Here is a 26,468-nt window from a genome sequence, read left to right on the forward strand (position 1 = left end):
AGCCAGCCCGAGCCCGCCAAACCCTCCCCTGCCGCAACGTGGGGCGTATTCCCGATTGCTTATGCGGGATTCTGTTGGGAAACATTGGGAATCATCCCCATGCCGAAGCAAGTTTTCATCGCCGTTGACCTCGGGGCCGGAAGCGGCCGCGTGATCGCCGCCAAGACCGACCTCACCAAACTCTATCTGGAAGAGGTCCACCGCTTCGACAATCCCGGCACCGACCTTCCCGACGGCTCCTACTGGAACCTGATCGGCCTCTATCGTGAAATTCTCACCGGTCTGCGCACCGCCGTGGAGCGCTACGGTGACAAGATCGTCTCGATCGGCATCGACACCTGGGGCTGCGACCACGCCCTGCTCGACGGCCACGGCCAGCTTCTCGGAATGCCGCACCAGTACCGCGATCCGCGCCACGAGGGCATGGCGGAAGCGATGCACGCGATCCTGCCGGAGGTGGAGATTTTCGCCCAAACCGGCGTGGCCACCAATTTCTACAACACCTCGCTGCACCTGCTGGCGGAGGTGAAAAAGCAGAGCCCCGGCCTGCTGCATGCCAGCCGCCTGCTGTTCACCCCGGACGTGCTGGCCTACTGGCTCACCGGCGTGCAGGCGGTGGAGCGCACCGTGGCCTCCACCTCGCAGCTCCTCGACCCGCGCAGCGGCGATTGGGCTTGGGGAGTGATCGAGTCGCTGGGGCTGCCGTCCGGCATCTTCGGCGAGATCGTGGCTCCCGGCACCGTGCTCGGCCCGATCCGCGCGGAAGTCGCTCGCCAGATCGGCCGCGCGGACATCCCGGTGGTCGCATCCGCCTGCCATGACACCGCCGCGGCGGTGGCCGGCATCCCGATGACCGAGGGCGACAACCTGTGGCTGTCCTCCGGCACCTGGTCGATCATGGGCATCGAGACCCGCGAGCCGATCACCGGACCGGACGCGTTCAAGGCGGGCTTTTGCAACGAGCTGGGGGTCGATGGCACCGTCCGCTTCCTGAAGAATATCGCGGGCCTGTGGCTGATCCAGGAGTGCAAGCGCCAGTGGGCGCTCGATGGCGAGGACATCACCTACGCCGGACTGGCCGAGCTGGCGAAGGAAGCGGAGCCGTTCAGCGCCTTCATCGATCCGGACGATCCGGTGTTCGCCAGCCCGGGCGACATGCCTGCGAAGATCGCCGCGTGGTGCGAGCGCACCGGCCAGACGGTTCCGAGGAAAAAGGGCTGTATCCTGCGCATCGCCACCGAATCGCTGGCGCTGAAATACCGCATGACGCTCGACAAACTGCGCCAGCTCACCGGTCGCGATTTCGCCCGCCTCCACGCGGGTGGTGGCGGCATCCAGAATGCCCTGCTCAGCCAGGCCACCGCCAATGCCATGGGCATCGAGGTGGTCGCCGGACCAATCGAGGCCACCTCCTGCGGCAACCTGATCACCCAGATGGTCGCCACCGGCCACCTGCCGGACTTCGCCGCGGGCCGCCAGTTGATCCGGGATTCCTTCGAGTTCGTGACCTACACGCCGCAGGACACGGAGGCATGGAACGAGGCCTACGCCCGCTTCCAGGCCCTCTGCCGCTGATGCCAACAAGCTCTCCTTGTGGCCGCCATGAGGAACTCTCAGACCGTCAACCAGTCCCCTGTAGCCATCTGGCCCGGGATCTGATTAAAGTCGCTCTCTCATCGCTATCAACATGATCGACCCGGAACGTATTTTCGAATCCGACTTCCTCCGCGCCACCGAGGCCGCGGCACTCTTCGCCCATCGCTGGATGGGCCGGGGTGACAAGGAAGCCGCCGATGAAGCCGCCTGCGACGCCATTCGCGGCATGTTCGACCTGATGGACATGCGCGGCGAGGTGGTGATCGGCGAAGGCATCAAGGACGACGCCCCCGGCCTCTTCAAGGGCGAGAAGGTCGGCACCTGGCTGGAAGGCGCCCCGCAGTTCCACATCGCGCTCGATCCGGTGGACGGCACCACCAACGTCTCCAAGGGCATGGCGAACTCGGTGGCCTGCATCGCCGCCGCGATCCCTCGCAACGGCGAGGAGAACGCGCTGGAGGACATCCCGGCCTTCTACATGGAGAAGCTCTCCTACCCGCAGAAGGTCCGGAAGGCCTTCATCGAAGACCCCTCTTTGCCGATCAGCGTGGAAGCCCCCACCGAGGAGGTCATCAAGATCACCGCGAAGATCCTGGAAAAGGACATCCGTGACATCGTGGTCATGGTCCTCGACCGCCCCCGCAACGAGCCCTACATCGACGCCGTGCGCCGCACCGGCGCGAAGCTGCGCATGCTGGCGGACGGCGACATCGCCGCCGCCATCGCCCCGGGCTTCCCGGACAGCGGCATCGACCTCTACGTCGGCATCGGTGGCTCGCCGGAAGGCGTGCTCTCCGCCGCCGGCCTGCGCTGCCTCGGTGGCGGCCTGCAGGCCAAGGTCTGGCCGCGCGATCCCATGGAGCGCCGCCTGCTCATCGCCGAGGGCCACGAGAAGATCCTGGACCGCGTCTACCTCTCCAAGGACCTGGCCAAGGGCGACAGCATCATCTTCAGCGCCACCGGCATCTCCGACACCCCGCTGCTGCGCGGCGTGGAGGTCCGGGGCAATGTGGCCCGCACCCACTCGGTGCTGATGCGCGTGAAGAGCCGCACCATGCGCTCGATCAAGGCCCACCACGACCTCGCCACCAAGACCTTCCACCTCCGCTCGAAGAAGGCCGAGGTGCTGCTCTTGGATTGAGGCTTGGGAACAAAGCCATTGGATTCATTGGCTTTGCAGCTCCCCCCGGGCCCGGAAAGGAAACCTCATGTTGCTATTGTGACGCTCAGGGCGTCTGGTGTGGCATGAGGTTGTTCCAGTGAGTTCCCCGGGCAGTGCCTTGCCGCCCGCACGCATCGCGTTTGTGGGCGGTTTCGAACCGCGACGGTGCGGGATCGCGACATTCACCCACGACATCTGCGAAGCGGTCGCCGCGGCCGCCCCGGCATCCGAATGCTATGCTGGAGCGATGAACGACCGGGTGGAAGGTTACAAGTATCCGCCCCGGGTCCGTTTCGAACTGCTGGAAAAGGATCTCGATTCCTACCGGCGGGCAGCCGATTTCCTGAACTTCAACAATGCATCCGTGCTATGCGTCCAGCACGAGTTCGGCATCTACGGCGGCCCCGCTGGCAGCCACTTGCTGGCCCTGCTGAAGGAAGTCCGGATGCCGGTCGTGACGACCCTTCACACCGTCCTCCAAACGCCCAACCCCGCCCAACGGAAGGTGATGGAGGAATTGATTCTCCGCAGTGACCGGCTGGTGGTGATGGCCCGGAAGGGCGCGGAGATCCTGCAGGACACCTACGGGGTACCCGGCTCGAAGATTGACGTGATCGTCCACGGCATCCCGGACATTCCCTTTTCCAACCCGGAGTTCTACAAGGCGCAGTTCGGCGTGGAGGGCCGCGTGGTCCTGCTTACCTTCGGTCTGTTAGGTCCGGGCAAAGGCATCGAGCACGCGATCGAAGCCCTGCCGGAGATCGTGAAGCGGCATCCCAACGTGGTGTATCTCATCCTCGGTGCCACCCACCCCCATCTCGTCGCCCGCGAAGGCGAAAGCTACCGCCTGGGACTGGAACGGCTGGCGGAAGACCGCGGGGTCAAGGAGCACGTGATCTTCTACAACCGCTTCGTCTCCCTCGAAGACCTCACCGAATTCATCGGCGCGACGGACATCTACCTGACGCCCTATCTCAACGAGGCCCAGATCACCTCGGGCACGCTCGCCTACGTCTTCGGCGCAGGCAAGGCCGTGGTCTCAACCCCCTATTGGCACGCCCGGGAACTGCTGGCGGACGACCGGGGCATTCTCGTTCCGTTCCGCGATCCCCAGGGCATCGTCGAGGGCGTTTGCGCCTTCCTCGACGACCCGGAGCGGATGGAGCGGACCCGGCATGAAGCCTACAAGCAGGGCCGCGGGATGATCTGGCCATCCGTGGCGAAGCAGTACCTGGAATCCTTCCAGCATGCCTGCGCCGATCGCCAGGCAGCCCCCCGCAAGGCGTTCGCGGGGTGGACGCTCGCAAGCCGCCCCTACGATCTGCCTCCCACCCGGCTGGACCACATCGTGCGGATGAGCGACGGCACCGGCATCTTCCAGCACGCCATCTTCAGTGTTCCGAATTTCCATGAAGGCTACTGCACCGATGACAACGCGCGCGCCTTCATCCTCTACAATCTGCTCGATGAGCTGGGCGGCGAACCGAATCCCGACCATCTCGTCACCGGATACCTGGCCTTCCTTGCCGCAGCCCTCGACTATAACACCGGCCGCTTCCGCAATTTCATGAGCCATGGCCGCCAATGGCTGGAAGACGCCGGCAGCGAGGATAGCCACGCCCGGGCCCTGTGGGCGCTCGGGGTCGGCGCGGGCCGCTCGCGCAACGAAGGCCGCCGACGGTTGTGCATCCAGCTTTTCGAACGCGGCCTGCCAGTGGTCGAAAACTTCACCTCACCCCGTGCATGGGCCTTCACCTTGATCGGCATCCATGAGTATCTGCGGGAATTTCCCGACAAGGAAAAGATCCTCACCGCACGGAATGTCCTGACCGCGAAGCTGGTGGCGCTCTGGAAAAACTGCGCCACGGAGAACTGGCCGTGGTTCGAAACCAGCGCCACCTATGACAACGCCCGCCTCAGCCAGGCCCTGATCCTCAGCGGCTGCGGCATACCGGATGGCGAGGCGCTGGAAATCGGGCTCGAATCGCTGCGCTGGCTCGCCTCGATCCAGAAAACCCAGGCCGGCCATTTCCGGCCGATCGGCAGCAACGGGTTTTACATCAAGGACGGAGCGCGCGCCGACTTCGACCAACAGCCGGTGGAAGCACAAGCCATGGTTTCGGCATCGCTCGAAGCCTTCCGCATCACGGGCGACCCGGCTTGGCGGGGAGAAGCCAAACGAGCCTTCGAATGGTTCCTCGGCCGCAACGACCTCGGCTTGCCTCTCTACGATTCCAGTTCCGGCGGCTGCAGCGACGGGTTGCACGAGGCCAGGATCAGCGAGAACCAAGGGGCCGAGTCCACCCTGGCCTTCCACCTGGCTCTCGCGGAAATGAACCAGGCGGAACATCCGATTGCTCACCCCCACGGCTCCATCCCATGACCCGCATTCCAGTCTTCCGACATCCGATCACGCTCTTGCCGGAAAGCGGTCGCGTCATCATCCGCCCCTTCATCCCCGCCAATCCGCAGCGGCTCACCTCGATCATCGGCCGCGCCCTGGCGCTGACCGAGGACGAGGCGGAGCGTGAGCTGGAAACCCTGCGTTTGGAATTCACCTCGCGGCATTTCGATATCGAGGGCTTGCTGTTGGAACACTTCGCCAAAATACGCTCCCACCTCTTTACCCAGCGCCCGCTCTCGCGGACGCGGGAGATCCTCATCGGAGCCCTTTTTTCCGGAGAGTATGCGTTGGAATCCGCCGCGCTCTTCAACCCCTCCATCGTGCCTCATCCCTCGCAGCAGGGCGTGCCGGAAGGCGGGCTCCGCTTCGTGATGAGCCTGCGGGCCACGGGTGAAGGGCACATTTCCTCCATCGAATTCCGGGTCGGCCTGATCCATCCGGACGGCCACATCAGCCTCGACGACGTCTCCCGCTTCGTGACGGTGCCGGAAATCGAACCCAATCCAAACTACCGGAAGCGCAGCTTCATCCTGAAGTTCCACGAAATGGGCTTCGACAACGACTATGCCAACGCCGTGATGGCTCCGCTGGCGAACGAATTCACCCGCAGCGATCTGAACAAGAGCGTGGGCACCGTACGCCACGAGAACCAACCCGGATCCCACGAACTCAAGCGAACGCTGGAGTGCATCCAGTGGCTCGCGGATTCCAATTACGAGCTGCGGTTCCCGGCCAAGCTCGGCATGAGTGAACGGATCATCTTCCCGGTTTCAACCAATGAGAGCAACGGCATCGAGGACGCCCGCTTCGTGCGCTTCACCGATGACGACGGCTCGATCACCTACTACGCGACCTATACCGCTTACAATGGCCGGGCGATCCTACCCCAGCTCATCGAGACCCACGATTTCCTGCACTTCCGGGTGCTCACCCTCAACGGCAGCGCGGTCCAGAACAAAGGCATGTCCCTTTTTCCCCGCCGCATCAACGGCCGCTATGCCATGTTGTCCCGCCAGGATGACGAGAACCTCTTCATCATGTTCTCGGACAATCCCCACTACTGGAACGATCCCGAGATCCTGATGCGCCCCGCGGAAGTCTGGGAGTCGGTGAAGATCGGCAACTGCGGTTCCCCCATCGAAACGCCCGAGGGGTGGCTGGTGATCACCCACGGGGTCGGACCGATGCGGAAATATTGCATCGGAGCCGCCCTTCTCGATCTGGAGGATCCCACCAAAGTCATCGGAAGACTGAAAGAACCCCTGCTGTCCCCGGAAGGACTCGAACGCGAAGGCTATGTTCCCAATGTCGTCTACAGTTGCGGGTCCCTGCTCCACGGCGACACGCTTATCCTGCCCTACGCGATGAGCGACAAGGCCACCGCCATCGCCAGCGTGGCGCTCGCCGACCTCCTCTCTGCGCTCAGAAATTAATCCACGTGACCCGCCCCTCCGGCATCGGCGTCACGCCCACAGCCTCCGGCGCTTTCCCAGGAGCCGGGGCAGGAACCTTGATCTCCACGATCTCCATCGGCACCGGGGTGAAACCCCAGCAGTGCCCAAGGTGATCGCTTTCATTCCGGAAGCTCAGCCTCGGGTGCGGAATCCTCAACCGGTTCCCGGCATGCAAAAAGCCCCGCCATCCTTGCGGGTGACGGGGCTTTCGATTGAACGGATCGTAAGAAGCTTACTTCTTCTTCGCTTCCTCGCGGGCCTTGGCCTTGGCGATGACGTCGTCGGAGACGTTCTTCGGGCAAGCCGCGTAGTGGCTGAACTCCATCGAGAACTGGCCACGACCGGAGGTCATGGTGCGCAGGTCACCGATGTAGCCGAACATGGCGCTCAGCGGAGCCTCGGCCTTGATGCGGACACCACCCGGGGTCGGCTCCTGGCCTTGGATCATGCCGCGGCGGCGGTTGAGGTCGCCGATGACGTCGCCGACCTTTTCTTCGGGAGCGAAGACGTCGAGCTTCATCATCGGCTCGAGGATCTGCGGACCCGCCTTCGGCATGGTCTGGCGATACGCGGCTTTCGCGGCGATTTCGAACGCGATGTTGCTGGAGTCCACCGCGTGGAAACCACCTTCGGTGAGCTTGACCTTGAAGTCCAAGCAAGGATAGCCGGCAAGCGGTCCCTTATCGATGGAGGTCTTGAAGCCTTTTTCGACGGCGGGGATGAATTCCTTCGGAATGCTGCCACCGACGACGGCCGATTCGAAGACGAAGCCGGTGCCCGGTTCGCCCGGCTCGATGGTGTAATCGATCTTGGCATACTGACCGGAACCACCGGACTGCTTCTTGTGGGTGTAGCTGTCGGTGACCGGCTTGGTGATGGTTTCGCGGTAGGCGACCTGCGGTGCGCCGACCGTGACCTCCACCTTGTGGGTGCGCTTGAGGATGTCGATCTTGATGTCGAGGTGAAGCTCGCCCATGCCCTTGAGAATCATCTCATTGGTTTCCTCGTCGGTTTCGACGCGGAACGACGGGTCTTCCTGGATCATCTTGCCGATGGCGGTGGCCAGCTTTTCAGCGTTGGCCTTGTCCTTCGGCGCGACAGCGATGGAAATAACGGGATCCGGGAACACCATCGGCTCGAGGGTCGCCGGGTTCTTCTCGTCGCAAAGCGTATGACCGGTTTGCACGTTCTTCATGCCCACGATGGCGACGATGTCACCTGCCTGGGCGGAGTCGATTTCCTTGCGGTCGTCGGCGTGCATTTCAACCATGCGGCTGATACGCTCGGTCTTGCCGGTGAAGGAGTTGAGCACGACGTCGCCCTTCTTGATGGTGCCCGAGTAGATGCGGGTGAAGGTCAGCGCGCCGAACTTGTCGTCCATGATCTTGAACGCCAGGCCGCGGAAGGGGGCGGTCGGGTCGATGATGGCGAACTTGCCGGTCTCGTTGCCTTCTTCGTCCACTTCGGGAAGCGGCTTCACGTCGGTCGGGCTCGGGAGGTAATCCACCACGGCGTCGAGCACGAGTTGCAGGCCCTTGTTCTTGAAGGAGGAACCGCAGTAGGTCGGGAAGAACGCGAGATCGATCGTGCCCTTGCGGATGCACTTCTTGATCTGCTCGATCGAGGGCTCCTCGCCTTCGAGATACTTCTCCATGAGCTCGTCGTCCTGCTCGACGGCGGTCTCAATGAGGGCGGCGCGGTATTCCTTCGCCTTGTCCACCAGGTCGGCGGGGATCTCCTCGATCTTGAAGTTTTCCGGCTGGCCGGATTCGTCCCAGATGTGGGCCTTCATGCTGAGAAGGTCGACCACGCCGACGAAGTCGGACTCGGTGCCGATCGGCAGCACCATCACCAGCGGGTGGGCACCCAGGATCTTTTTGACCTGGCCGACGACGCGGTAGAAGTCAGCGCCGATACGGTCGAGCTTGTTGACGTAGATGACGCGGGCGACTTCGGAGTCGTTGGCGTAGCGCCAGTTGGTTTCGGACTGGGGCTCCACGCCGCCGGAACCGCAGAACACGCCGACGCCGCCGTCGAGCACCTTCAGCGAGCGGTACACTTCGATGGTGAAGTCGACGTGGCCGGGGGTGTCGATCACGTTGAACTGGTGGTCCTTCCAGAAACAGGTGGTGGCCGCCGATTGAATGGTGATACCGCGCTCGGCTTCCTGCTCCATGAAGTCCATGGTGGAAGCGCCGTCATGAACCTCACCGATTTTGTGAATCTTGCCGGTGAGCTTCAGAATACGCTCGGTGGTCGTCGTCTTGCCGGCGTCCACGTGGGCGAAAATGCCGATGTTGCGGTATTTGGAGAGGTCTTTCATGCCGTTGAGTGTAAGTGGGGTTCGGGGGCCGGCTGGCCACGCCGCGCGAATTGCTAGTCGGCTCACGGCATTTGGCAATGCCGGAGTCGGATTTTCCGCATGGGAGGGCGAAGATGTACCCGGTTTGCGGCTACGCAACCGGGAAATCCACGCCGGCCCCGCGCCGTCAGGCGGTAGCCGGAGCCGCCCGGCGGGAAACGATCTGCCAATCGGCGTCGGTCAGGCAGCAGGGATCGGCGGCGACCCAGTGGCCGGGCTCGATCTCGGTGAGCGGGAGCTCCTTGCCGACGGTTTCCTCGTAGCGCGGGTGCCCGATGCGGTGGCCGAAGGCGCTGCCGGCGGGCGGATTGATCGGGGACGGGACATCGCCCTCGAGCAAGATCCGCTTCTTGACCGCCAGCGGGTCCGGCTCCGGGATCGCGGAAAGCAGGGCCTTGGTGTAGGCGTGGCGGGGATCGCGATAGATTTTCTCGGCGTCCGCCAGCTCGACGATCTTGCCGAGGTACATGACCGCCACCCGGTCGGAAATGTGTTTCACCACCGCCAGATCGTGGGCGATGAAGAGGTAGGAGAGCTTCATTTCCCGCTGCAGCTCGAGCAGCAGGTTCAGCACCTGGGACTGCACGGAGACATCCAGGGCGCTCACCGGCTCGTCACAGACGATCAATTTCGGTTCCAGGGCGATGGCCCGGGCAATGCCGATGCGCTGGCGCTGGCCGCCGGAGAATTCGAAGGGGTACTTCTCCGCGGCGGATTTCGGCAATCCCACCCGGTTCAGCAGCTCCGCCACCCGCTGGCGACGCCAGGTGGCGCTCCCCGCGCCGTGGATGATGAGCGGCTCCTCCAGGATTTCCTGGACGCTGTGGCGGGCATTCAACGACTCCACCGGGTCTTGGAACACCATCTGGAGGTCGCGGCGCAGCGGCCGCATCGCGCCGGTGCTGGCGCGGGTGATGTCCCTGCCCTCGAACGCGATCGAGCCCTGCGTGGCGTCCGCCAGACGGACGATGGCCTTGCCGAGCGTCGATTTTCCGCAGCCGGACTCCCCCACCAGCCCGAGGGTCTCGCCGGGAGCGATATCGAACGACACGCCGTCCACCGCCCGCACGGCACCGGTCTGTTTCAGGAACAGGCCGCCATGAACGGGGAAATGGACCTTCAGGTCGCGGACGGAAAGGATCGGCTGCATCATTTTGGCTCTTCGAAACAATTCGGGCACATTTCCGCCCAATGGCCGGGGGAAACCTCCTCAAAGGGCGGGCGCTCCCGCAGGACGATGCCCTCGCGGCCCATCCGCTGGCAAAAGCGGCATCCAGGCACCAGGTCGAACAACCCGGCGACCATGCCGGGAATGGTCGGCAGGATCGACTTCCGCGGCGTCGCCAGCGTGGGAATCGAGGCCAGCAGGCCGCGGGTGTAGGCGTGGAGCGGACGCTCGAACAACTCGCGCACAGGGGCCTTCTCCACCACCCGGCCGCCATACATGACCACCACCTCGTCGCAAGTCTCGGCGATCACCCCCAGATCGTGGGTGATGAGGATCACGGACATGCCCATTTCCGCCTGGAGCTGTTTCATCAGGTCCAGGATCTGGGCCTGAACGGTCACGTCCAAAGCGGTGGTCGGCTCATCCGCGATCACCAGATCGGGACGGCAGGCGAGCGCCATGGCGATGACGATGCGCTGGCGCATGCCGCCGGAAAGCTGGTGCGGGTAATCGCCGATGCGCTGCTCCGGCGCGGGAATACGCACCAGCTTGAGCATTTCGATGGACGCGTCCCAAGCATCCTTCTTGCTCATCTTCTTGTGGAGGATGAAACACTCGGAAAGCTGTTTGCCGATGCGGTGGACCGGATTGAGGGCGGTCATCGGTTCCTGGAAGATCACGCCGATCTCGCCGCCGCGGATCTTCCGCATCTCGGCATCGGTGGCCTTGAGCAAATCGCGGCCTTTGAAATTCACCTGACCGTGCAGGATCTTCCCCATCGGCTGGGGCAGCAGGCGGATGATCGACATCGCCGTGACGCTCTTGCCACAGCCGGACTCGCCGACGATGCCGATGGTCTTGCCGCGCGGCACCTCGAAGGACACGTGGTCGACGGCGCGCACCAGCCCGCCATCGGTATCGAAGGCGGTGATGAGGTCGTGGACCTGGAGCAAAGGATCGGACATGGTCATTTATCGGCGGTCTTCTTCCGGTACTGGTCGAAGATCAAATTCTGCTCGGGGAAGGTGCGGCCGTGCTTCATGGCATCCTCGGTCTCCTTCTTGATATCCTCGTCGATCCAGTGAACGTGGCTGGTGTCCGCCTCGTTGGTGAGCCGGACGTTGAAATTGTCCGGCCAGCGCACCCAGCGCCAGTAGCCGACCCGGAAGAACGGACGCTCGAAGGACGGCACCCAGACGGCGCGCTCGTGGAAGATCTCCTCCAGCTTCCAGCTGGTCTCCTTCACGCTCTCGATGCTACTGGCGTTCCGGTTTTCGATGAGGATGGGGTCGACGGTCTTGTCCGCGAACACCGAGATGTTGTTGGTCATCGGGCGTGGTTTGTCCGAACCGGGCTCGTAGGCCTCCTCCGAGTAGAACTGCTGGTAGTAGTCCGGGAATGGCAGGTTGAGCTGCCAGCCGGTGAGGGCGATCTCGTGTTCCTTCCGTGAAACCTTTTGGAAGGACGCCGTGTTGTCCATGGCCTCCAATTTGTATTCCACCCCACAGCGCAATGCCTCCTCCTTGATGCGGAGCAGGATGGGATCCCAAATGGGATGCTTCCCATAGTTGATCGTGAAGGACAGCCGCTGGCCCTGGGCGTTTTCCAACACTCCATCCGCACCGATTTTCGTGAACCCGGCGCGGGCAAAAGCCTCTCGGGCGAGGCTCACCGAGAACGGGCGGGTCCGGACATTCGGGTTCGAAAACTCGCCGTATCCCGCGCACAGCAGGTTCAGGCGCTCCGCGTCGCCCCGCAGATCGAGTTCAATCACCTTCTCGAAATTGCTGGCGTGCTGGAGCCCGATGCGGATGTCCTGGTTCGAGAGCAGCGGGCGGCTCAGGTTGAAGTAGAGACCGCGGGAAATCGCCGGGTATTCGTTGTAGAAGGTCGCCTTTTCAATGTAGCCGTTGAAGATCTGCGGCACCTCGGTCTTCTCATACCATTTTTTGGCATCGTTGAGGAGATTGCAGTCGACCTCACCGCGCAGGAAGAGCTGGAACACCTTCTCTTCGTCCCGCACCAGCATGTACTCGATGCGGTCCGGGTTGAAGCGGTTGCGATAGAATTTCTTGTCCTTCGCCCACCAGTCTTTCACCCGGGTGAGTGCAATCGAGCGGCCCTTGTCGATGTCCTCCGGGCGGATGATGTAGGCTCCGGTGGTGGGACGGGGACGCCAGTTGTAGCGCTTCTCGAAGTCCGGCCCGAATTCCTTGTAGAAGTCCTCCTGGAAAGGGATCACCCCGGCGAAGCCCGCGGCGATGGGCTTCGGAAAGGCCAGGCGAACGCAGACGTAATCGTCGCCATAGGTCGCCATTCCCCAGTATTGATCCCCGTAGTAGGCCCGATAGTAGGACTCCGTGAGGTAGGGGGAAAGGTAAACGTAGAACGACATCAGGAAGTCCGAGGACTTCACCTTCTTCCCGTCCGACCAACGGGCGTCCTTGTCGATGTGGAAATACACCGTCTGGCCGTCGGCATCGACCGCCCACCGGTCGGCAAGCCCCGGCATCACCTTGCCCGTGTCCGGATGGAACGAGGTCAGGGAGAGTTCGATGTCATCCCAATGGCAATTGCGGAACGAATTGTTCGCCTCCGCGCCAACGCAGCGGATGGTGGGCGGATAGGCATTGCCCTGGATAATGCTGTGGTAGGTACCGCCTTTCTTCGCCTTGGGCGAGCCGATGTCCGGCTCCTCTTGGCCATCCTCCCACTTCATCTCCTTCGGCAGGTCCGCCTCGGTGAGCATCTCGAAATACCGTGGTCGTTCCAGGCGATGGTTCAGAGCCAGCGATTCCTTCTGCTTCTCCGTCCGCTGGGCATCCGTGAGATCCCCGGCCAGAGACTTGTCCAGCTCGGCGCGGCGGTCCTGGAGCTTTTTCAACACCTCGCCGTTGTAGCGCTCGTAGAACGCGGTCCGCTCGGCGGTGTTGTCATAGGTGGCTTCACCGGAGCCGGATTGGCGTCGGCACGATGGCAGGACGGCCAGACACACGGCCGCGGCGAAAACGAAAAGCGGACGCATCATCGGTAGGTGGTGAATTTCTTCGGATCGAAGGCCTCGCGGATCGCCTCGCCGACGAACGTGACCAGGATGAGCAAGCCAACCATGACCACGAACACCGAGCTCACGATCCACGGCGAGGTGAGATTCGAGGTGCCATCGTCGAGCACCCGGCCCCAGCTCGGGTAACGGTCCGGCAGGCCGAAACCCAAGAAGTCCATCGCGGTGAGGGAGGTGGTGAGACCCGCCACGCTGAAGGGCAGCAGCGTCACAATCGGGGAAAGCGCGTTCGGCAGGATGTGGCGGAAAATCACCCGGACGGTGCCCGCCCCCTGCACCCGTGCGGCCGCGACGTAGTCACGTGCCTTTTCCTTGAAAGTGGAGGTGCGGAGGTAGGTGGCGACATACATCCATGAGAAGATGCAGTAGATGAGCAGGATATTGGTCAGCTCGATGTTATCCCGGCCGAGGTTCGCCGTGATGATCATCACCACGAGGAGGAACGGCACATTGGACAGGATCTCGATCAAGCGCTGGAGCACGAGGTCGAACCAACCGCCGAAGTAGCCGGAGAGACCGCCGAGGACGATCCCGATGCCATAAGTCAGCACGAGGTAGAAGGCGGAGGCCTTCAAAATGACCTGGAGGCCGCCGAACATCTGGGCGGCGATGTCCCACCCCTTCGAATCGGTGCCAAGATAATGGCGGTCCTTCATCGTCGGCGGGGCCGGCGGGAAGATTTCCTCGATCCACTGGCCGGTGGGAGGCTCCACGGTTCCTTCCGGAGCGGTGGTGCTTACCCGCACCCCTTCCTTCCAGATCTCGCGGCCGAGAAACTCCTGGCCATCGCCGTAGAGAGATGCGTTTCCGTCCTTCACTCCCTTGCGGAAACGGGACGCCACGACTTTCGCCGTGGGGGCATCCGCCCGGAACTTCACCGCCTGCCCATTGTAAGGCTCGGCCTCGCCCTCGCGGTGCAGCTTGCCATCGATCTCCATCAACGGCCGCTGGACCACGTCGTCCGAATCGATGGTCGGATCCCACGGGATAGGCGCGAGGAACACACGGTTGCCCTTGCCCTCCTTCGCGAACCGTTCGTGAAGCTCCCGATAATTAGTCTCCTGGTCGTCGTTGCCCCCGAACTCCCGCTCGCCGTAGATTTTCTGCACGAAGGCCGGGAAGAACCACTTGCCTTCGTATTTCACCGCCAGCGCCCGCTTGCCCACCAGCACCTGGTCCAGCAGCGCGAGGACCAGCAGCAGGATGAGGATGCGGAAAGAGAGCCATCCCCGCCCGATCGACCGGAAGCGGCTGAATTTCCGGAGCGTGAGGGGGTTCCACTGGAAGCCACCTCCCAGCACGATCATCAATACCCCCGTGAGGGCGAGCCCCAGGCACATGGCATGTCCTGCCCAGTTCTTGATCGGCCGGGCTTCCCCGAACCAGGTGACGGGCTCGACGGAGAAAGAGAAAAACCAACGCAGCGAGGGCAGGGCTAGGCCAGCTTCAAAGGCGGTGGCAGCCCCAATCGCCGTGAGAAGCAAAAGAAGCCCGAGTTTGCGGGGAAAGGTCATTTGAAAGTCACTCGGGGATCAACAAGGGCCACGCACAGGTCGGACAGGATGTTTCCGACGAGGAGCAAAACGGCGGAGATGAACAGCACACCCATCATGAGTGGGATATCCCGTTCCAAAATCGCACTGAACTGGAGAAGTCCGAATCCATTGATGTCGAAAACACGCTCGATCAGCATCGATCCAGCCACCAGAAGCGACACGTTGTTGCCGAAAGTGGTCGCGATCGGGATCAGGGAGTTGCGGAACGCGTGCCGGAATACCGCGGTCGGAAACGAAACCCCTTTGGCCGTCGCGGTGCGGACGTAATCGGCGGCCAAATTGTCCATCAACGAATTTTTCATCAGCATCGTGGTGAAGGCGAAACTGCCGATCAAATAACAGACAACCGGCATGGCCGTGTGCTGGCAGAGATCCTTGATTTTACCTGCAAGGCTGAGGCTTTCGAAATTGTCGCCGGTAAACCCGCGGATGGGGAACCATCCCAGCTTCGCGCCGAGGAAAACCACCATCAATGAGCCGAGCGCGTAGCCGGGGACGGCATAGCCGGCAAACACCGCCGCGGACGTCGCGTTGTCCAGGAACGTGCGATGCTTGATCGCCTTGACGATACCCAGCGGAACACAAATTCCATAGGTGGCGATCAAACTGATGATTCCGAAGTAGATGGATACCGGCATGCGGTCCACGATCATCTCCCAGACGGGATCTTGGTATTTGGACGACCTTCCCAGGCTACCCTGGAGCAAACCATCGTAACCATCCCGGTAGAGAACCGCTCGATAGCCGACCGCGTTGCGAAGGGGAACCCCCTTCAGCCACTTCGCCCAGCGTTCGGCCTGTTCCTGCGGAGTTCGGATCCGCACCTTCCAGCCGGTTAGATCGGCACCTTCCACAGGCGCCAAGTCGGCTCCGCCATCGTCCCGGAGCGTGACCTTGGCCTCATACACGGTTCCAGGGACACCTATGACCACCTCCTTCGCTCCAATGGGAATTTCGGACCCGATCTTTTCAAGATCCCTGGGCAACAGGCCCAGCCACTCGAAATAAGCAATCAGAGGGGCTTTATCCTGCTCCCGCTTCTCTTCCGCTTCCAATACCTGAGCGGGCTTGAGCGAAAATCCAGCCTCAGCCCGAGTCCTCTTCCCCTCCCCGCCAAGCAACCGGGCCATGTCCTGCTCCATGGGGCCGCCGGGAGCCAAGCGCATCGTGAAGAAAACCAACATGGTGATCCCCACCAAGGTCGGCGGGATCAGCAGGAGGCGGCGTAGGAAGTAAGAGGTCAAAGGAAGAGTGGAAAAGGCTTTGGCGGTTCTACCCGCCCGACCGGACCATGCAAGTACTGAACCAATCCAAGCAACTGGATCGGAAAACTCACAAAAAGCGGCACGCGATCCGCTCCATTTTCAGGAGATTTCGCGAAAAATCCTATTCCATCCCGCGCTCACCCCGGCAGACTCCCGCCCGACATGTTCCGACCCATCGCCGTTCTCACCCTCTCCAGCCTGCTGCTCGCATCCTGCCAGCGGGAAACCCAGGTCGAGCGCGCGAATCGCGAAAAAATTCTCCTGGTTGGCAACGGCGACGACCCCAAGGCCCTCGACCCGCACCTGGTGACCGGGGTGATCGAGCACAACGTGATCCGCGCGGTGCTGGAAGGCCTCGTCGCGGACGATCCGGAGAAGGACACCGGCTATCCGCCGGGAGCCGCCACCTCATGGGAACACAACGCGGACTTCACCGAGTGGACCTTCCATCTGCGGCCGGGTGCGACGTGGTCCGATGGAGCCCCGCTCACGGCACACGATTTCGAATTTTCCTACCACCGGAACCTCCACCCGGACCTCGCCGCGCCCTACGCGGAGATGCTGTATTTCATCAAGAACGCCGAGGCCTTCAACAAGGGCGAGATCAAGGACTTCAAGGAAGTCGGCGTGGCGGTCCCGGACGACTATACGCTCAAGCTGACGTTGCGCGAGCCGGTGTCCTATCTGCCGGGCGTGACCCGCCATTACAGTTGGTTCCCGGTGCCGAAGCACGTGGTGCTCCAGTTCGGCAAGATGACGGACCGTTTCACGAAGTGGACCGAGCCGGGCAACATGGTGTCGAACGGTCCCTTCGTGCTGAAGGAGTGGAAGCTCAACAACCGCCTCGAGGTGACCCGCAACCCACGCTACTGGGACGCGGCGAACGTGAAGCTCAACGGCATCCGTTTCATCCCGATCGAGAACTTCTATTCCGAAACCCGCGCCTATCTCGCGGGCCAGATCCACACCGGCTACCAAGTACCGCCGGATCTGGTGGACAAGTTGAAGGCCGAGCGCCCGGCGGAGTTGCACCAGGAGCCCTACGTCGGCAGCCAGTTCGTCCGCCTGAACACCACCAAGCCCGGCCTGGACAACCCGAAGGTGCGCATGGCCCTTTCCCTAGCCCTGGACCGGAAGGCGCTCTGCGACGCGATCCTCAAGGGCTACCAGCCCGCCGACTCGCTCACCCCGCAGATGGGCGACTACAAGCCCGATCCCGTGGTGGGCTTCGACCCCGAACGCGCCCGCAAGCTGCTGGCGGAGGCCGGCTTCCCGGAAGGCCGCGGCTTCCCGCGCTACTCGCTGCTGATCCGCAGTTCCGGCGCGCGCACCACCGCTGAAGCGCTGCAGGCGATGTGGAAACAGCACCTCGGCGTCCTCATCGACATCCAAGCGAAGGATTTCGGCTCCTACATCAGCGCCCAGCAATCGCTCAACTTCGACATGGCCGCCGCCGGATGGGTGGGTGATTACCTCGACCCGAGCACCTTCCTGTTGATGTGGACGGAGGGCAACGGCAACAACAACACCGGCTGGTCCAGCAAGACCTTCGAGGGCCTGCTCAACGACGCCGCCCACCAGGCCGATCCGGCCCAGCGCCTCGACAAATTCAAGCAGGCCGAACTGCTGCTCATGAATGAGCAGCCGATCATCCCCTTCGCCTGGCAGGCGCGGAACTATCTCCAGCGCCCCGAGGTGGGCGGCTGGCACCCGCTGCTGCTGGACAACCACCCGTGGAAGGCCGTTTCCATCGACACCCCCTGATTTCGACGCCGATGTTCAAGAATCTTCTCAACCGGTTCCTGCAGGCCGTCCTGGTCCTATTCGTCCTGTTCACGGCCACGTTCTTCCTCGTGAAGGCGCTGCCGGGCGGACCGTTCCAATCGGAGAAAGCCATCCCCCAGCACATCCGCGCGCGCATGGAGGAGCAATATGGCCTGAAAAAAAGCCTGCCGGAGCAGTACGTGATCATGTTGAAGAACTTCATCACGGGCAACCCTGGCGTCTCGACCCGTCTGGAAGGCCGTGAGGTCACCGAGGTGGTGGCGCAAGCATTCCCCGTTTCACTTCAACTCGGCCTCGTCGCCATGTTCGTCGCCGTGACCATTGGCATCCCCGCCGGGTGTCTCGCCGCGGCGAAGAAGAACAGCCTGATCGACACCGGCTCGATGACCGTGGCCATGATCGGCATCTGCCTGCCCTCCTTCGTGACCGGCCCGCTCCTCGCGGAGTATTTTGGCCGCAACCTCCATTGGTTCCCCGCCATGGGATGGAGCACCGTCAACCCGTCCACCTGGATCCTACCCGCCATCACGCTGGGACTGGCCTATGCCGCGTATATCTCGCGTCTCACCCGTGCCGGGATGCTGGACACACTCTCGCAGGACTTCGTCCGCACGGCGCGGGCCAAGGGCGTGCCGGGACTCCAGATTGTCTTTCGTCACTGCCTGAGGGGCGGACTGATCCCGGCCGTGGCCTACCTCGGTCCGGCCTTCGCGGGCATCATTTCCGGATCCGTGGTGATCGAAACCGTGTTCCAGATCCCCGGCCTCGGCCGCCATTTCATCAAGGCCATCGAATCGCGCGACGCCGGGATGATCATGGCTCCGGTGCTGCTGTTCGGCTCACTCGTGATCGCGGCGAACTTCGTCACCGATCTCCTCACCCTGTGGCTGAATCCACGCCTGCGGAAGTCGTCCTGATCTTCCCACACCCGAAGCACACCTTTCCCTCTCCATGTCCACCGCCGCTTCCACCGCCTCCAAAGGCACCTCGCTCTGGCGCGATGCCTGGCTGCGCCTCAGCCACAACCGCGCCGCGGTCGCCGGGCTGTTCGTGCTGGTCATCATCGGCCTGACCTGCCTGATCCTGCCCTTCATCCCAGGCTTTCTCCAGGATCCCAACGCGCAAAACCTCGCGAACAAGAATCTCCCACCGATGGGCGGCCATTGGTTCGGCACCGATCAACTCGGCCGCGATATCTTCGCACGCGCCATTTTCGGAGGACGCATCTCCATCTTGGTCGGCCTCATCACCACCTTCGTTTCCGTCTCCATCGGCATCGTGTGGGGTGCCACCGCGGGCTACACGGGTGGCAAGGTCGACGCCGTCCTCATGCGCATCGTGGACGTCCTGTTCGCGCTGCCGTTCCTGGTGATCGTGATCCTGCTTTCCGTGGTGCTGACCCCAATGACCGGCAAGCTCTCCGAAAGCATCGTCAGCCTCATCGCCGGTAGCCACGCCACGATGACGGAGATCGATCACGTCCGCACCTGGGTGGAGCCGATCGCTTCGCTGGTGCCGCTGTTCATCGCCATCGGCGCGCTGTCCTGGCTGACCGTCTCCCGCATCGTCCGGGCGCAGGTCCAGAGCGTGGCGAAGCTGGACTTCGTGGAAGCCTGCCGCTCTCTGGGCCTCGGCCACCTGCGGATCCTCTTCCGCCACATCCTGCCGAACACGCTCGGCCCGATCATCGTCTACACCACGCTGACCATCCCGGGCATCATGCTGTTCGAGGCCACGCTCTCGTTCCTCGGACTCGGCGTGAAGGCGCCGAACAGCTCGTGGGGCGTGTTGATTCAGGAAGGTGCGAACGTGATGTTCTCCAATCCCTGGCCACTGTTCTTCCCGTCCGTGCTATTCTCGCTGACGCTGTTCTCGCTGAACTTCCTCGGCGACGGCCTGCGCGACGCCCTCGACCCGAAGTCGGCGAAGTAACTCCCGTGGCGGCGTCACCCAAGCGCCGCCACCTTCACAACAAGCGCCGCACCACCGCTTCCTCCGGGAGGCTGCAATGGTCGGCCTTGCCGAACCAGCGGTAGCGGTTGCGGGCGATCCAGCGGTAGAGGGCATCGAGCCACGGCCGCGGCACGACCTTCAGCACCAGCGCCAGGTTGAAGGGAAACCCGAGCACGCGCATCAGCTCCAGCCAACCGGAGCTGTGGTAGAACGCCTGCCCGTCGCTCTCGCGGAACACCACCATGGTATCGTCCGCCGGGTCTTCGTGCATCGCCAGCCCCTTCGACTTCGCCAGCTCGCCCTGGAGCGGTGACAGGCGGACGCGGTCATGCCAATCCAGCCGCGCGAGCAAGCGGGTGCTGCTGGAGCAGAAGGCGCAGTCGCCATCGAAGAACACGATCCATCTCACGCCGCTAACTTTTCCGCTTTCCGGCGGCGGTGCAACTTCCGATGTTTGGATGAACATGGAAACCGCCCGCATCCAGGATCTGCCGACGGCCGAACGCCCGCGCGAAAAGCTCGCCCATTTCGGCCCGACGGCGCTCGACAATGCCGAGCTGCTGGCGCTTTTCATCCGCACCGGCACCAAGGGCCGCAGCGCGATCCAGATCGGGCGGGAGCTGCTTCAAAAATACGGTTCGATCGGAGCCCTCGGACGGATGCCGGTCACCGCGCTGGCGAAGGAAAAGGGGCTCGGCCTGGCCAAAGCCTCGCAGCTCGCTGCCGCCTTCGAGCTGGGCGCGCGGGTGGCCCGCGAGCAGGTCCACCAGACCGCGCTGGATTCCCCCGACCGGATCTACGATTTCCTCGGCCCACAGCTCGGGCACCAGACTCAGGAACACCTCGTGGTGTTGCTGGTGGACACGCGGCTGCACCACGCCGGCACGGTTTCCATCTCGATGGGCACGGTGAATGAAACCATCGCGCACCCGCGGGACATCCTGCGACCGGTGCTCACGCACGGGGCCTATGGCTTCATCCTAGCTCACAACCACCCCTCGGGTGATCCGCGGCCCAGCAGGGCGGATGAAACGATGACACGGCGGATCCAGGAAGCCGCGGAGCTGATGCAGCTCCGCTTCCTCGATCATGTGATCATTGGCCGTCCTTCCCCCGTGCGGCAGGCGTGGTTTTCGTTCCGCGAGGCGGGGGTGATCCGGTAGTTCGCGAAGGCACCGGAAATCCGCCGCCCCCGCTCACAAGCAGGAATGCTTGTGCTACTTATCAGATCGGCTTCACCAGATCCGGATTGGCGGCCGGGATCGGGAGATGCTCGGGGCCAAGTTCGAGGCCCTGGGCGGCACGGACATCGCTGTCCACGGCGTCCATGACGTCGAGTTCCGGACGGAAGTCGGCGGCGTGGTAGGAACTGCGGACCAGCGGACCGCTGGCGACGTGCTTGAAGCCCTTTTCCAGCGCGATGACCTTGAGTTCATCGAACACGGCGGGCTCGATGTATTCGACCACCGGCAGGTGCTTCGGCGTCGGGCGGAGGTACTGGCCGAGCGTGAGCACGGTGACGTCATGGGCGAGCAGGTCGTCCATGGCCTGGAGGATCTCGTCGCGGCGCTCGCCGAGGCCGAGCATGATGCCGCTCTTGGTGGCCACGCGGCCGTTCACCATCGACTTGGCCTTCTTCAGGACAGCCAGCGAGCGGTGGTATTTCGCGCGGGAACGCACCAGCGGGGTGAGCCGCTCGACGGTTTCCAGGTTGTGGTTGAAGATGTGCGGGCGGGCATCCATCACCATCTGGAGGGCCCAGTCGCGGTCGTTGAAATCGGGCACCAGCACCTCGATGACGATGCCGGGATTGACCTCGCGGACGGTCTCGATGGTGCGCTGGAAATGTTCCGCGCCGCCGTCCTTGAGATCGTCACGCGCCACCGCGGTGATGACGACGTGCTTCAGGCTCATGCGGCGGGTGGCCTCGGCCACGCGGGCCGGTTCATCCGATTCGAGGGCGTCCGGGCGGGCGGTCTTCACCGCGCAGAACCCGCAGGCACGGGTGCACTTGTCGCCCGCGATCATGAAGGTCGCGGTACCCTGGCCCCAGCATTCCCAGCGGTTCGGGCACTGGGCCTCCTCGCAGACGGTCACCAGCTTCAGGTCCTGCACCATGGATTTGGTGGACCAGAAAACCGGGTTGTTCGGCAGCCGCACTTTGATCCAGGAGGGCTTCTTCTCCCGGTGCAACGCCGGATCCATCTTCATTTTGGGACCGCAGGCACTCATATCGACGCGCGGAACCTAGTCCCCCCTCCCCCCCGGGGAAAGCGCAAATATCCAACAAAAAATGGCCGGGTTCAGGCGCCGGAAACCAGTCGAATGGGCAAAATCCGGACCCTCGCCCGCGGACTTCCCCCCTGACCAGAGCCAAGCCTCAAACCCGTGGGATTCCAAAAAAGGAACCCACTCAGGGGACAAATTCATGCCCAAGACGATCTTCACGCCACGGCCAGAGGAACTTCAACTTCCTCCACGCGCCATGCGGCATAGCGGAGCGCCTCCTTGATATCCTCGGACTCCAAGTAGGGATACAACCGCAGGATTTCCTCCCACGGGAGCCCCGAGGCCACCAGTTCCACCACGGTCCCCACCGTCACCCGCATTCCGCGGATGCAGGGCTTTCCCCCCATCACAAGGGGGTCGTGCGTGATTCGAGAGCCTTCGCCCATGACGCCATCCTAGCTGAAGGCCCGGGCAGGAGCAACCCGCGCCCTATCAGGGGAGCCGAAGCAAAAAAGCGGACACCGCTTCCGGCGTCCGCCTTTCGGGAAATCAGGAATTGGAGCCGATCAGGCGGCCTTTTTGCCGGTCTTCGGAGCTTCCGGCTTGGCGGCGGGCTTCTTCTCTTCCTTGGCGGGCTTTTCCTCGGCTTTGAAGTCACCGGCGGCCCACTTGACGATGCCGTCGAAGGTCTTCTCACCGATGCCCTTGACCAGGATCAGGTCGTCCACGGACTTGAGCGGGCGGGCGGCCTTGATGGCACCGGCCTTGACCGCGCCGACGCCCGGGATGGCTTCGAGCGCCTTGTCGTCGCCGGAGTTGGCGATATCGAGCAGCTTGGCCTTCTGCGGCTCCGTGAGGGTCGCGGAAGACTTGGCGGCGTGGGCGAGGAGCGCCTTGTCCGCGGCGGATTCGCCGGGTTTCTCCTCGGCCTTCTTGTCCTTGGCCTTGTCAGCCGCGGGTTCGGCCTTCTTCTCCTTCTTGGAGGTCTCGGCGGCCTTGTCCTTGGCATCCGCTGCCTTGGGGGCCGGATCGGCCGCCAGGAGGGAGAACATGGAGAGACCCAGGACCGACATGGTGGCAATCACGCGTTTCATGGTGATATGGTGGTTAGTTGACTGTGGACCAAAAAACAGGCTTCCACGGTTGTTAGAATGAAAGCCCGGCGTGCGGAAAATTCAAGGTGTTTCCACACGCCATCTGGGACGCGGGAGGATGGATTTCTATTCAACGGCCTTTGAAATCCATCGGCACGAATGGAGCGGACGCGGTGTCCACCGGGCCCGGCGGCCTCATGCAGATGAGGAAAGCCATCCCGAACCGTCGGAAACGGACATGCCGCCCGGACAAGATAACCAATTTGTAATCCCGGCAAAATGGATCTCCCGGATTCCCGCTCAGGCGAAGCGGTCCGGCGAAAGCAGCGCCAGGTCATGCTCCGGCCGCTCCCGGTCCACCAGCACGGCGGCCAAGCGGCCGGACTCCGGACCGAGGCTCAGGCCCATCATCGAGTGGCCGGTGGCGACGGTCAGGTTGGACGCCGCCTGGGTCCGGCCGAGATAGGGCATGCCGTCCGGCGAGCACGGGCGGAACCCCTGCCACGGCTGGATGCCGTCGAAATCGGACGGCTTGAACTTCGGGAAGTAGGCCGGCAGGGCCTTGAGAATCCCAGCCACACGGCGCGGCTCGATCTTCTCCTGCTTGCCGCTGATCTCCATGGTGCCGCCGACACGCAGCGAATCCCCCATCGGGGTGACGGCCACGCGGGCCTCGGTGAGCACCGAGCAGACCGTGGGAAGCTCGACCGGAGCCGGGTGGGTCAGGCTGTAACCCTTGCCCGCCTGCATCGGAATCTTCAGCCCGAGATCGCGGACGAGGTCGTCCGACCACGCACCGCCGCAGAGCACGAATTCATCGGCCTCCAGGTCACCGGCGGGCGTCTGGATGGCGACGAGTTTGCCACCCTCCTTCTTCCAGCCGGTCACCTCGGTGCTCCAGCGGAAGGTGCCGCCTGCCGCGAGAATGCGGCGCTCGAGGACGGCGATGAATTTCTCCGGGGACATGTGGCAATCCTTCGGAAACCACACCGAGCCGGCCACATCCATGGTGATCGTCGGATCGACCTTGGCGGTGCCCGCGGCATCGAGCACCTCGGCAGGCACGCCGAGCGCATTCGCCTTGGCGGCGACGGCGGCTTCCTCGTCGAGGCCGTGCTGGGTCTTGCACAGCATCAGTAGGCCCTTGGTCACGAGCCCGAAGTCCTCGCCCTCGGCGGCGTATTGGAGATACAACTCGCGGCTCGCGAGATTGAGATCGCGCAGCACCGGCGAGGCCGCCTCCACATGGGCGCGGGTCGCGGCCTGCATGAACTTGATGCCCCACGACACCAGATCGAGGTCGAGGCGCGGCTTGATGTAGAACGGCGACTCGGGATTCCACATCCACTTGAACCCAAGCGCGACCATGCCCGGCGCGGCGAGCGGAATGAAATGGCTCGGCACGACCATGCCCGCGTTGCCGAACGAGCAGCCGCTGCGCTGCTGTGGCTGGCGGTCGACCACGGTGACGCGGTGGCCGCGCTTGAGACAGGCTTCCGCCGCGGAGAGGCCGATGACGCCTCCGCCGATGATGATGACGTGCTTGGACATGTAACGATGAAAGGGGTCAGACGATGCCCGAGCGGAACGGGTCCGCGGGATCGAAACAAAGGCGCGCATCCGCGGTGATGTAAGCGGTGCCGCGGATGGTCGGGATGATCTCGCCGCTGGCGCGGTCCAGCCATTGGTATGATCCGGTGAACGAACTTCCGACCACGCTCTCCTGGATCCACTCCTCGCCCTCGGCGAGTTTTCCATCCGCCGCAAGGCAGGCGAGCTTCGCACTGGTGCCGGTGCCACACGGCGAGCGGTCGTAAGCCTTGCCCGGGCAGAGGACGAAATTGCGGGAGTGCCCGCCGTTTTGCCCGGGGCCGAACAATTCGATGTGATCGATCTCCGGGTGGCCTTGCGCGTTCGAGGCCACCCGGATTTGCCATGTCAGCGCCGTGAGTTCTTCGGCGCGGGAAACCGTGAGTTCCTCCTGGAGCGAGGTGACGAGATAGAACCAATTGCCGCTCCACGCGAGATCACCGCGGACCTCGCCGATGCCCGGCACTTGGAAGGCGAGATCCTTGATGGTGCGGCGACTGGGCACATTGGTGATCGCGACCGTGCCATCCTCGGCCAGCGTGGCGGTGACCACGCCCACCGGCGTGTCGATGCGGTGCGAACCCGGGCCGATCTTTCCGAGATAAGCCAGCGTCGCGACAAGGCCGATGGTGCCGTGGCCGCACATGCCGAGGTAACCGACATTGTTGAAAAAGATCACTCCCGCGGCGCAATCCGGCTCGTGGGGTTCGACAAGCATCGCCCCCACCAGCACGTCCGATCCGCGCGGTTCCAAGGCGGTGGCGCGGCGGAATTCATCGTACTGCTCGCGGAAGCGCACGACGCGGTCGGCCAGCGGGCCGGTGCCCAGATCGGGACCGCCTTCGATGACGGTGCGGGTCGGCTCACCGCCGGTGTGGGAGTCGATGACTCGGACGAATTTCATGAACAGGGAAATCTCATTTCTTGGGCTGCTCCTTCGGCTCCGCTGCTTTCGCGGGCCAATGGAACTCCCGGACGTGTCCTTCCGGCACGCCTTTCAAATGGGCGCGGTCCTCGGGAGCGCGCTTGGACGGTCGCAGGTAACGCCATGGCTTGTCGCCATAGACCTCGGCGCAGAGCGCGGCCACCTTCGGATCGAATTCCTTCAGCTCGACGCGCGTGTTGACGTGGTTGTGCTCGTTGTCGTTCTCGCGGTTGTCGTCGAACCAGCTCTGGGTCGCCTCGGCCCAATACTCGTGGTAATTGCTACCGGCGTATTTGCCCTTCCACAGCCCGGCGGCGACGGCGGAGTCGTAGGCCGCCTTGAGCCGTTTGTCGAAGGTCGGATCCACCGACTTCAGGCCGGTGTCGTGGATCGCATGGGCGAACTCATGGATCATGATGTTCTCGGTCGAATACGGATCGCCCTTGAACTCGAGCAGATTCTCCTCCGCGCAGCTCACGCAGGGATTTTCAATGGAAGCCCCCAGACCGCGGGCGCGGCGATCCCAGTATTCCTTCGGCTTGAGGTCCGCGTGCTCCGGCACATCGGTGGTGAACTCGGTGGCGGCCATCACCGTGAGATGGACCTTTGCCTTCGTCATCGCCTGGAGGATGTCCTTCCTGCCATCGAGCACGTGGCGGATGATCCAGGCGGCCTCGCGCAGCGCGTCGTCCGCCACCTTCGGCGAACTCACGATGGGGAAGCCATCCACCAGGATCTGGCGCTGGTAAAACGGCGCGAGTCCCAGACGCTCCCGCATGGCCGGATCGACCGCGGTCACATCCTCCGGAACGGCGAAAGCAAACGTGGCGGTGGCCAGCAGGAACGTCGGGATTCTCATCG

At 63.3% G+C, this 26,468-nt stretch carries 21 protein-coding genes; 8 read left to right on the plus strand and 13 right to left on the minus strand.

Annotation, left to right across the window (positions count from 1 at the left end; genetic code table 11):
- Positions 1 to 99 precede the first annotated feature (99 nt).
- The 4 genes from llg_RS01630 to llg_RS01645 all read left to right on the plus strand — a co-directional run bounded on the left by llg_RS01630 (position 100) and on the right by llg_RS01645 (position 6,595).
- Positions 100 to 1,575: a rhamnulokinase family protein gene (locus llg_RS01630; protein ID WP_338287778.1), complete on the plus strand. Its 1,476-nt coding sequence runs from the start codon at positions 100 to 102 to the stop codon at positions 1,573 to 1,575.
- Positions 1,576 to 1,687: 112 nt separating this feature from the next.
- Positions 1,688 to 2,737 (plus strand): class II fructose-bisphosphatase, encoded by a 1,050-nt coding sequence (gene glpX, locus llg_RS01635; RefSeq protein ID WP_338287779.1) that lies wholly within the window; start codon positions 1,688 to 1,690, stop codon positions 2,735 to 2,737.
- A 118-nt stretch (positions 2,738 to 2,855) separates the two neighbouring features.
- Positions 2,856 to 5,141 carry a glycosyltransferase family 4 protein gene (locus llg_RS01640; RefSeq protein WP_345789186.1) on the plus strand — a complete coding sequence of 762 codons (2,286 nt, stop codon included), beginning with the start codon at positions 2,856 to 2,858 and terminating at the stop codon, positions 5,139 to 5,141.
- Positions 5,138 to 6,595, plus strand: coding sequence for a glycoside hydrolase family 130 protein (locus tag llg_RS01645; protein ID WP_338287780.1), 1,458 nt, complete (start codon positions 5,138 to 5,140; stop codon positions 6,593 to 6,595). Before llg_RS01640 ends, llg_RS01645 begins: the two co-directional genes overlap by 4 nt.
- Before the next feature lie 253 nt (positions 6,596 to 6,848).
- Here the strand turns inward: llg_RS01645 and fusA are convergent, their stop codons facing one another.
- The 6 genes from fusA to llg_RS01675 form a co-directional block, all read right to left on the minus strand.
- Positions 6,849 to 8,939: an elongation factor G gene (gene fusA, locus llg_RS01650; RefSeq protein WP_338287781.1), complete on the minus strand. Its 2,091-nt coding sequence runs from the start codon at positions 8,937 to 8,939 to the stop codon at positions 6,849 to 6,851.
- 166 nt (positions 8,940 to 9,105) lie between these two features.
- Entirely contained in the window at positions 9,106 to 10,128 is a 1,023-nt protein-coding gene (locus llg_RS01655; protein WP_345789213.1) for an oligopeptide/dipeptide ABC transporter ATP-binding protein, read from the minus strand.
- The gene (locus tag llg_RS01660; protein ID WP_338287783.1) at positions 10,128 to 11,111 is read right to left on the minus strand and encodes an ABC transporter ATP-binding protein; all 984 of its coding nucleotides are present in this window, start codon (positions 11,109 to 11,111) and stop codon (positions 10,128 to 10,130) included. The genes llg_RS01655 and llg_RS01660 overlap by 1 nt, the downstream gene beginning before the upstream one ends.
- 2 nt (positions 11,112 to 11,113) lie before the next feature.
- Complete coding sequence (locus tag llg_RS01665; RefSeq protein ID WP_338287785.1) at positions 11,114 to 13,174, minus strand: ABC transporter substrate-binding protein; 2,061 nt, start codon at positions 13,172 to 13,174, stop codon at positions 11,114 to 11,116.
- Positions 13,171 to 14,724 carry an ABC transporter permease subunit gene (locus tag llg_RS01670; RefSeq protein WP_338287786.1) on the minus strand — a complete coding sequence of 518 codons (1,554 nt, stop codon included), beginning with the start codon at positions 14,722 to 14,724 and terminating at the stop codon, positions 13,171 to 13,173. The genes llg_RS01665 and llg_RS01670 overlap by 4 nt, the downstream gene beginning before the upstream one ends.
- Positions 14,721 to 15,962 (minus strand): ABC transporter permease subunit, encoded by a 1,242-nt coding sequence (locus llg_RS01675; RefSeq protein WP_338290194.1) that lies wholly within the window; start codon positions 15,960 to 15,962, stop codon positions 14,721 to 14,723. The genes llg_RS01670 and llg_RS01675 overlap by 4 nt, the downstream gene beginning before the upstream one ends.
- A 231-nt stretch (positions 15,963 to 16,193) precedes the next feature.
- Between llg_RS01675 and llg_RS01680 the strand changes: the two genes are divergently transcribed.
- From llg_RS01680 to llg_RS01690, 3 genes are read left to right on the plus strand one after another with little or no spacing between them, the layout of a single operon-like run.
- Positions 16,194 to 17,795, plus strand: coding sequence for a peptide ABC transporter substrate-binding protein (locus tag llg_RS01680; RefSeq protein ID WP_338287787.1), 1,602 nt, complete (start codon positions 16,194 to 16,196; stop codon positions 17,793 to 17,795).
- Positions 17,796 to 17,806: 11 nt separating this feature from the next.
- On the plus strand, positions 17,807 to 18,733 hold the full coding sequence (locus tag llg_RS01685) for an ABC transporter permease (RefSeq protein WP_338287788.1): 927 nt from the start codon (positions 17,807 to 17,809) through the stop codon (positions 18,731 to 18,733).
- A 34-nt stretch (positions 18,734 to 18,767) separates the two neighbouring features.
- Entirely contained in the window at positions 18,768 to 19,748 is a 981-nt protein-coding gene (locus tag llg_RS01690) for an ABC transporter permease (protein ID WP_338287789.1), read from the plus strand.
- A 34-nt stretch (positions 19,749 to 19,782) separates the two neighbouring features.
- Here llg_RS01690 and llg_RS01695 read toward each other — a convergent pair whose 3' ends face one another.
- Positions 19,783 to 20,178 carry a DCC1-like thiol-disulfide oxidoreductase family protein gene (locus llg_RS01695; RefSeq protein WP_338287790.1) on the minus strand — a complete coding sequence of 132 codons (396 nt, stop codon included), beginning with the start codon at positions 20,176 to 20,178 and terminating at the stop codon, positions 19,783 to 19,785.
- Positions 20,179 to 20,233: 55 nt separating this feature from the next.
- Here llg_RS01695 and radC point away from each other — a divergent pair, with 55 nt between their 5' ends.
- Positions 20,234 to 20,932: a DNA repair protein RadC gene (gene radC / locus llg_RS01700; RefSeq protein ID WP_338287791.1), complete on the plus strand. Its 699-nt coding sequence runs from the start codon at positions 20,234 to 20,236 to the stop codon at positions 20,930 to 20,932.
- A 61-nt stretch (positions 20,933 to 20,993) separates the two neighbouring features.
- Here the strand turns inward: radC and lipA are convergent, their stop codons facing one another.
- The 6 genes from lipA to llg_RS01730 form a co-directional block, all read right to left on the minus strand.
- Complete coding sequence (gene lipA / locus llg_RS01705) at positions 20,994 to 21,980, minus strand: lipoyl synthase (RefSeq protein ID WP_345789187.1); 987 nt, start codon at positions 21,978 to 21,980, stop codon at positions 20,994 to 20,996.
- A gap of 233 nt (positions 21,981 to 22,213) precedes the next feature.
- Positions 22,214 to 22,444 (minus strand): DUF433 domain-containing protein, encoded by a 231-nt coding sequence (locus tag llg_RS01710; RefSeq protein WP_345789188.1) that lies wholly within the window; start codon positions 22,442 to 22,444, stop codon positions 22,214 to 22,216.
- Positions 22,445 to 22,564: 120 nt separating this feature from the next.
- On the minus strand, positions 22,565 to 23,092 hold the full coding sequence (locus llg_RS01715) for a helix-hairpin-helix domain-containing protein (RefSeq protein ID WP_338287793.1): 528 nt from the start codon (positions 23,090 to 23,092) through the stop codon (positions 22,565 to 22,567).
- Positions 23,093 to 23,392: 300 nt separating this feature from the next.
- On the minus strand, positions 23,393 to 24,643 hold the full coding sequence (locus tag llg_RS01720; RefSeq protein WP_338287794.1) for an FAD-dependent oxidoreductase: 1,251 nt from the start codon (positions 24,641 to 24,643) through the stop codon (positions 23,393 to 23,395).
- Positions 24,644 to 24,659: 16 nt separating this feature from the next.
- Positions 24,660 to 25,586, minus strand: a complete 927-nt coding sequence (locus llg_RS01725) for a proline racemase family protein (protein ID WP_338287795.1) — start codon at positions 25,584 to 25,586, stop codon at positions 24,660 to 24,662.
- Positions 25,587 to 25,599: 13 nt separating this feature from the next.
- Complete coding sequence (locus llg_RS01730) at positions 25,600 to 26,466, minus strand: hypothetical protein (RefSeq protein WP_338287796.1); 867 nt, start codon at positions 26,464 to 26,466, stop codon at positions 25,600 to 25,602.
- Positions 26,467 to 26,468: the final 2 nt, after the last annotated feature.

This window comes from Luteolibacter sp. LG18 (assembly GCF_036322585.1).
GTDB lineage: Bacteria > Verrucomicrobiota > Verrucomicrobiia > Verrucomicrobiales > Akkermansiaceae > Luteolibacter.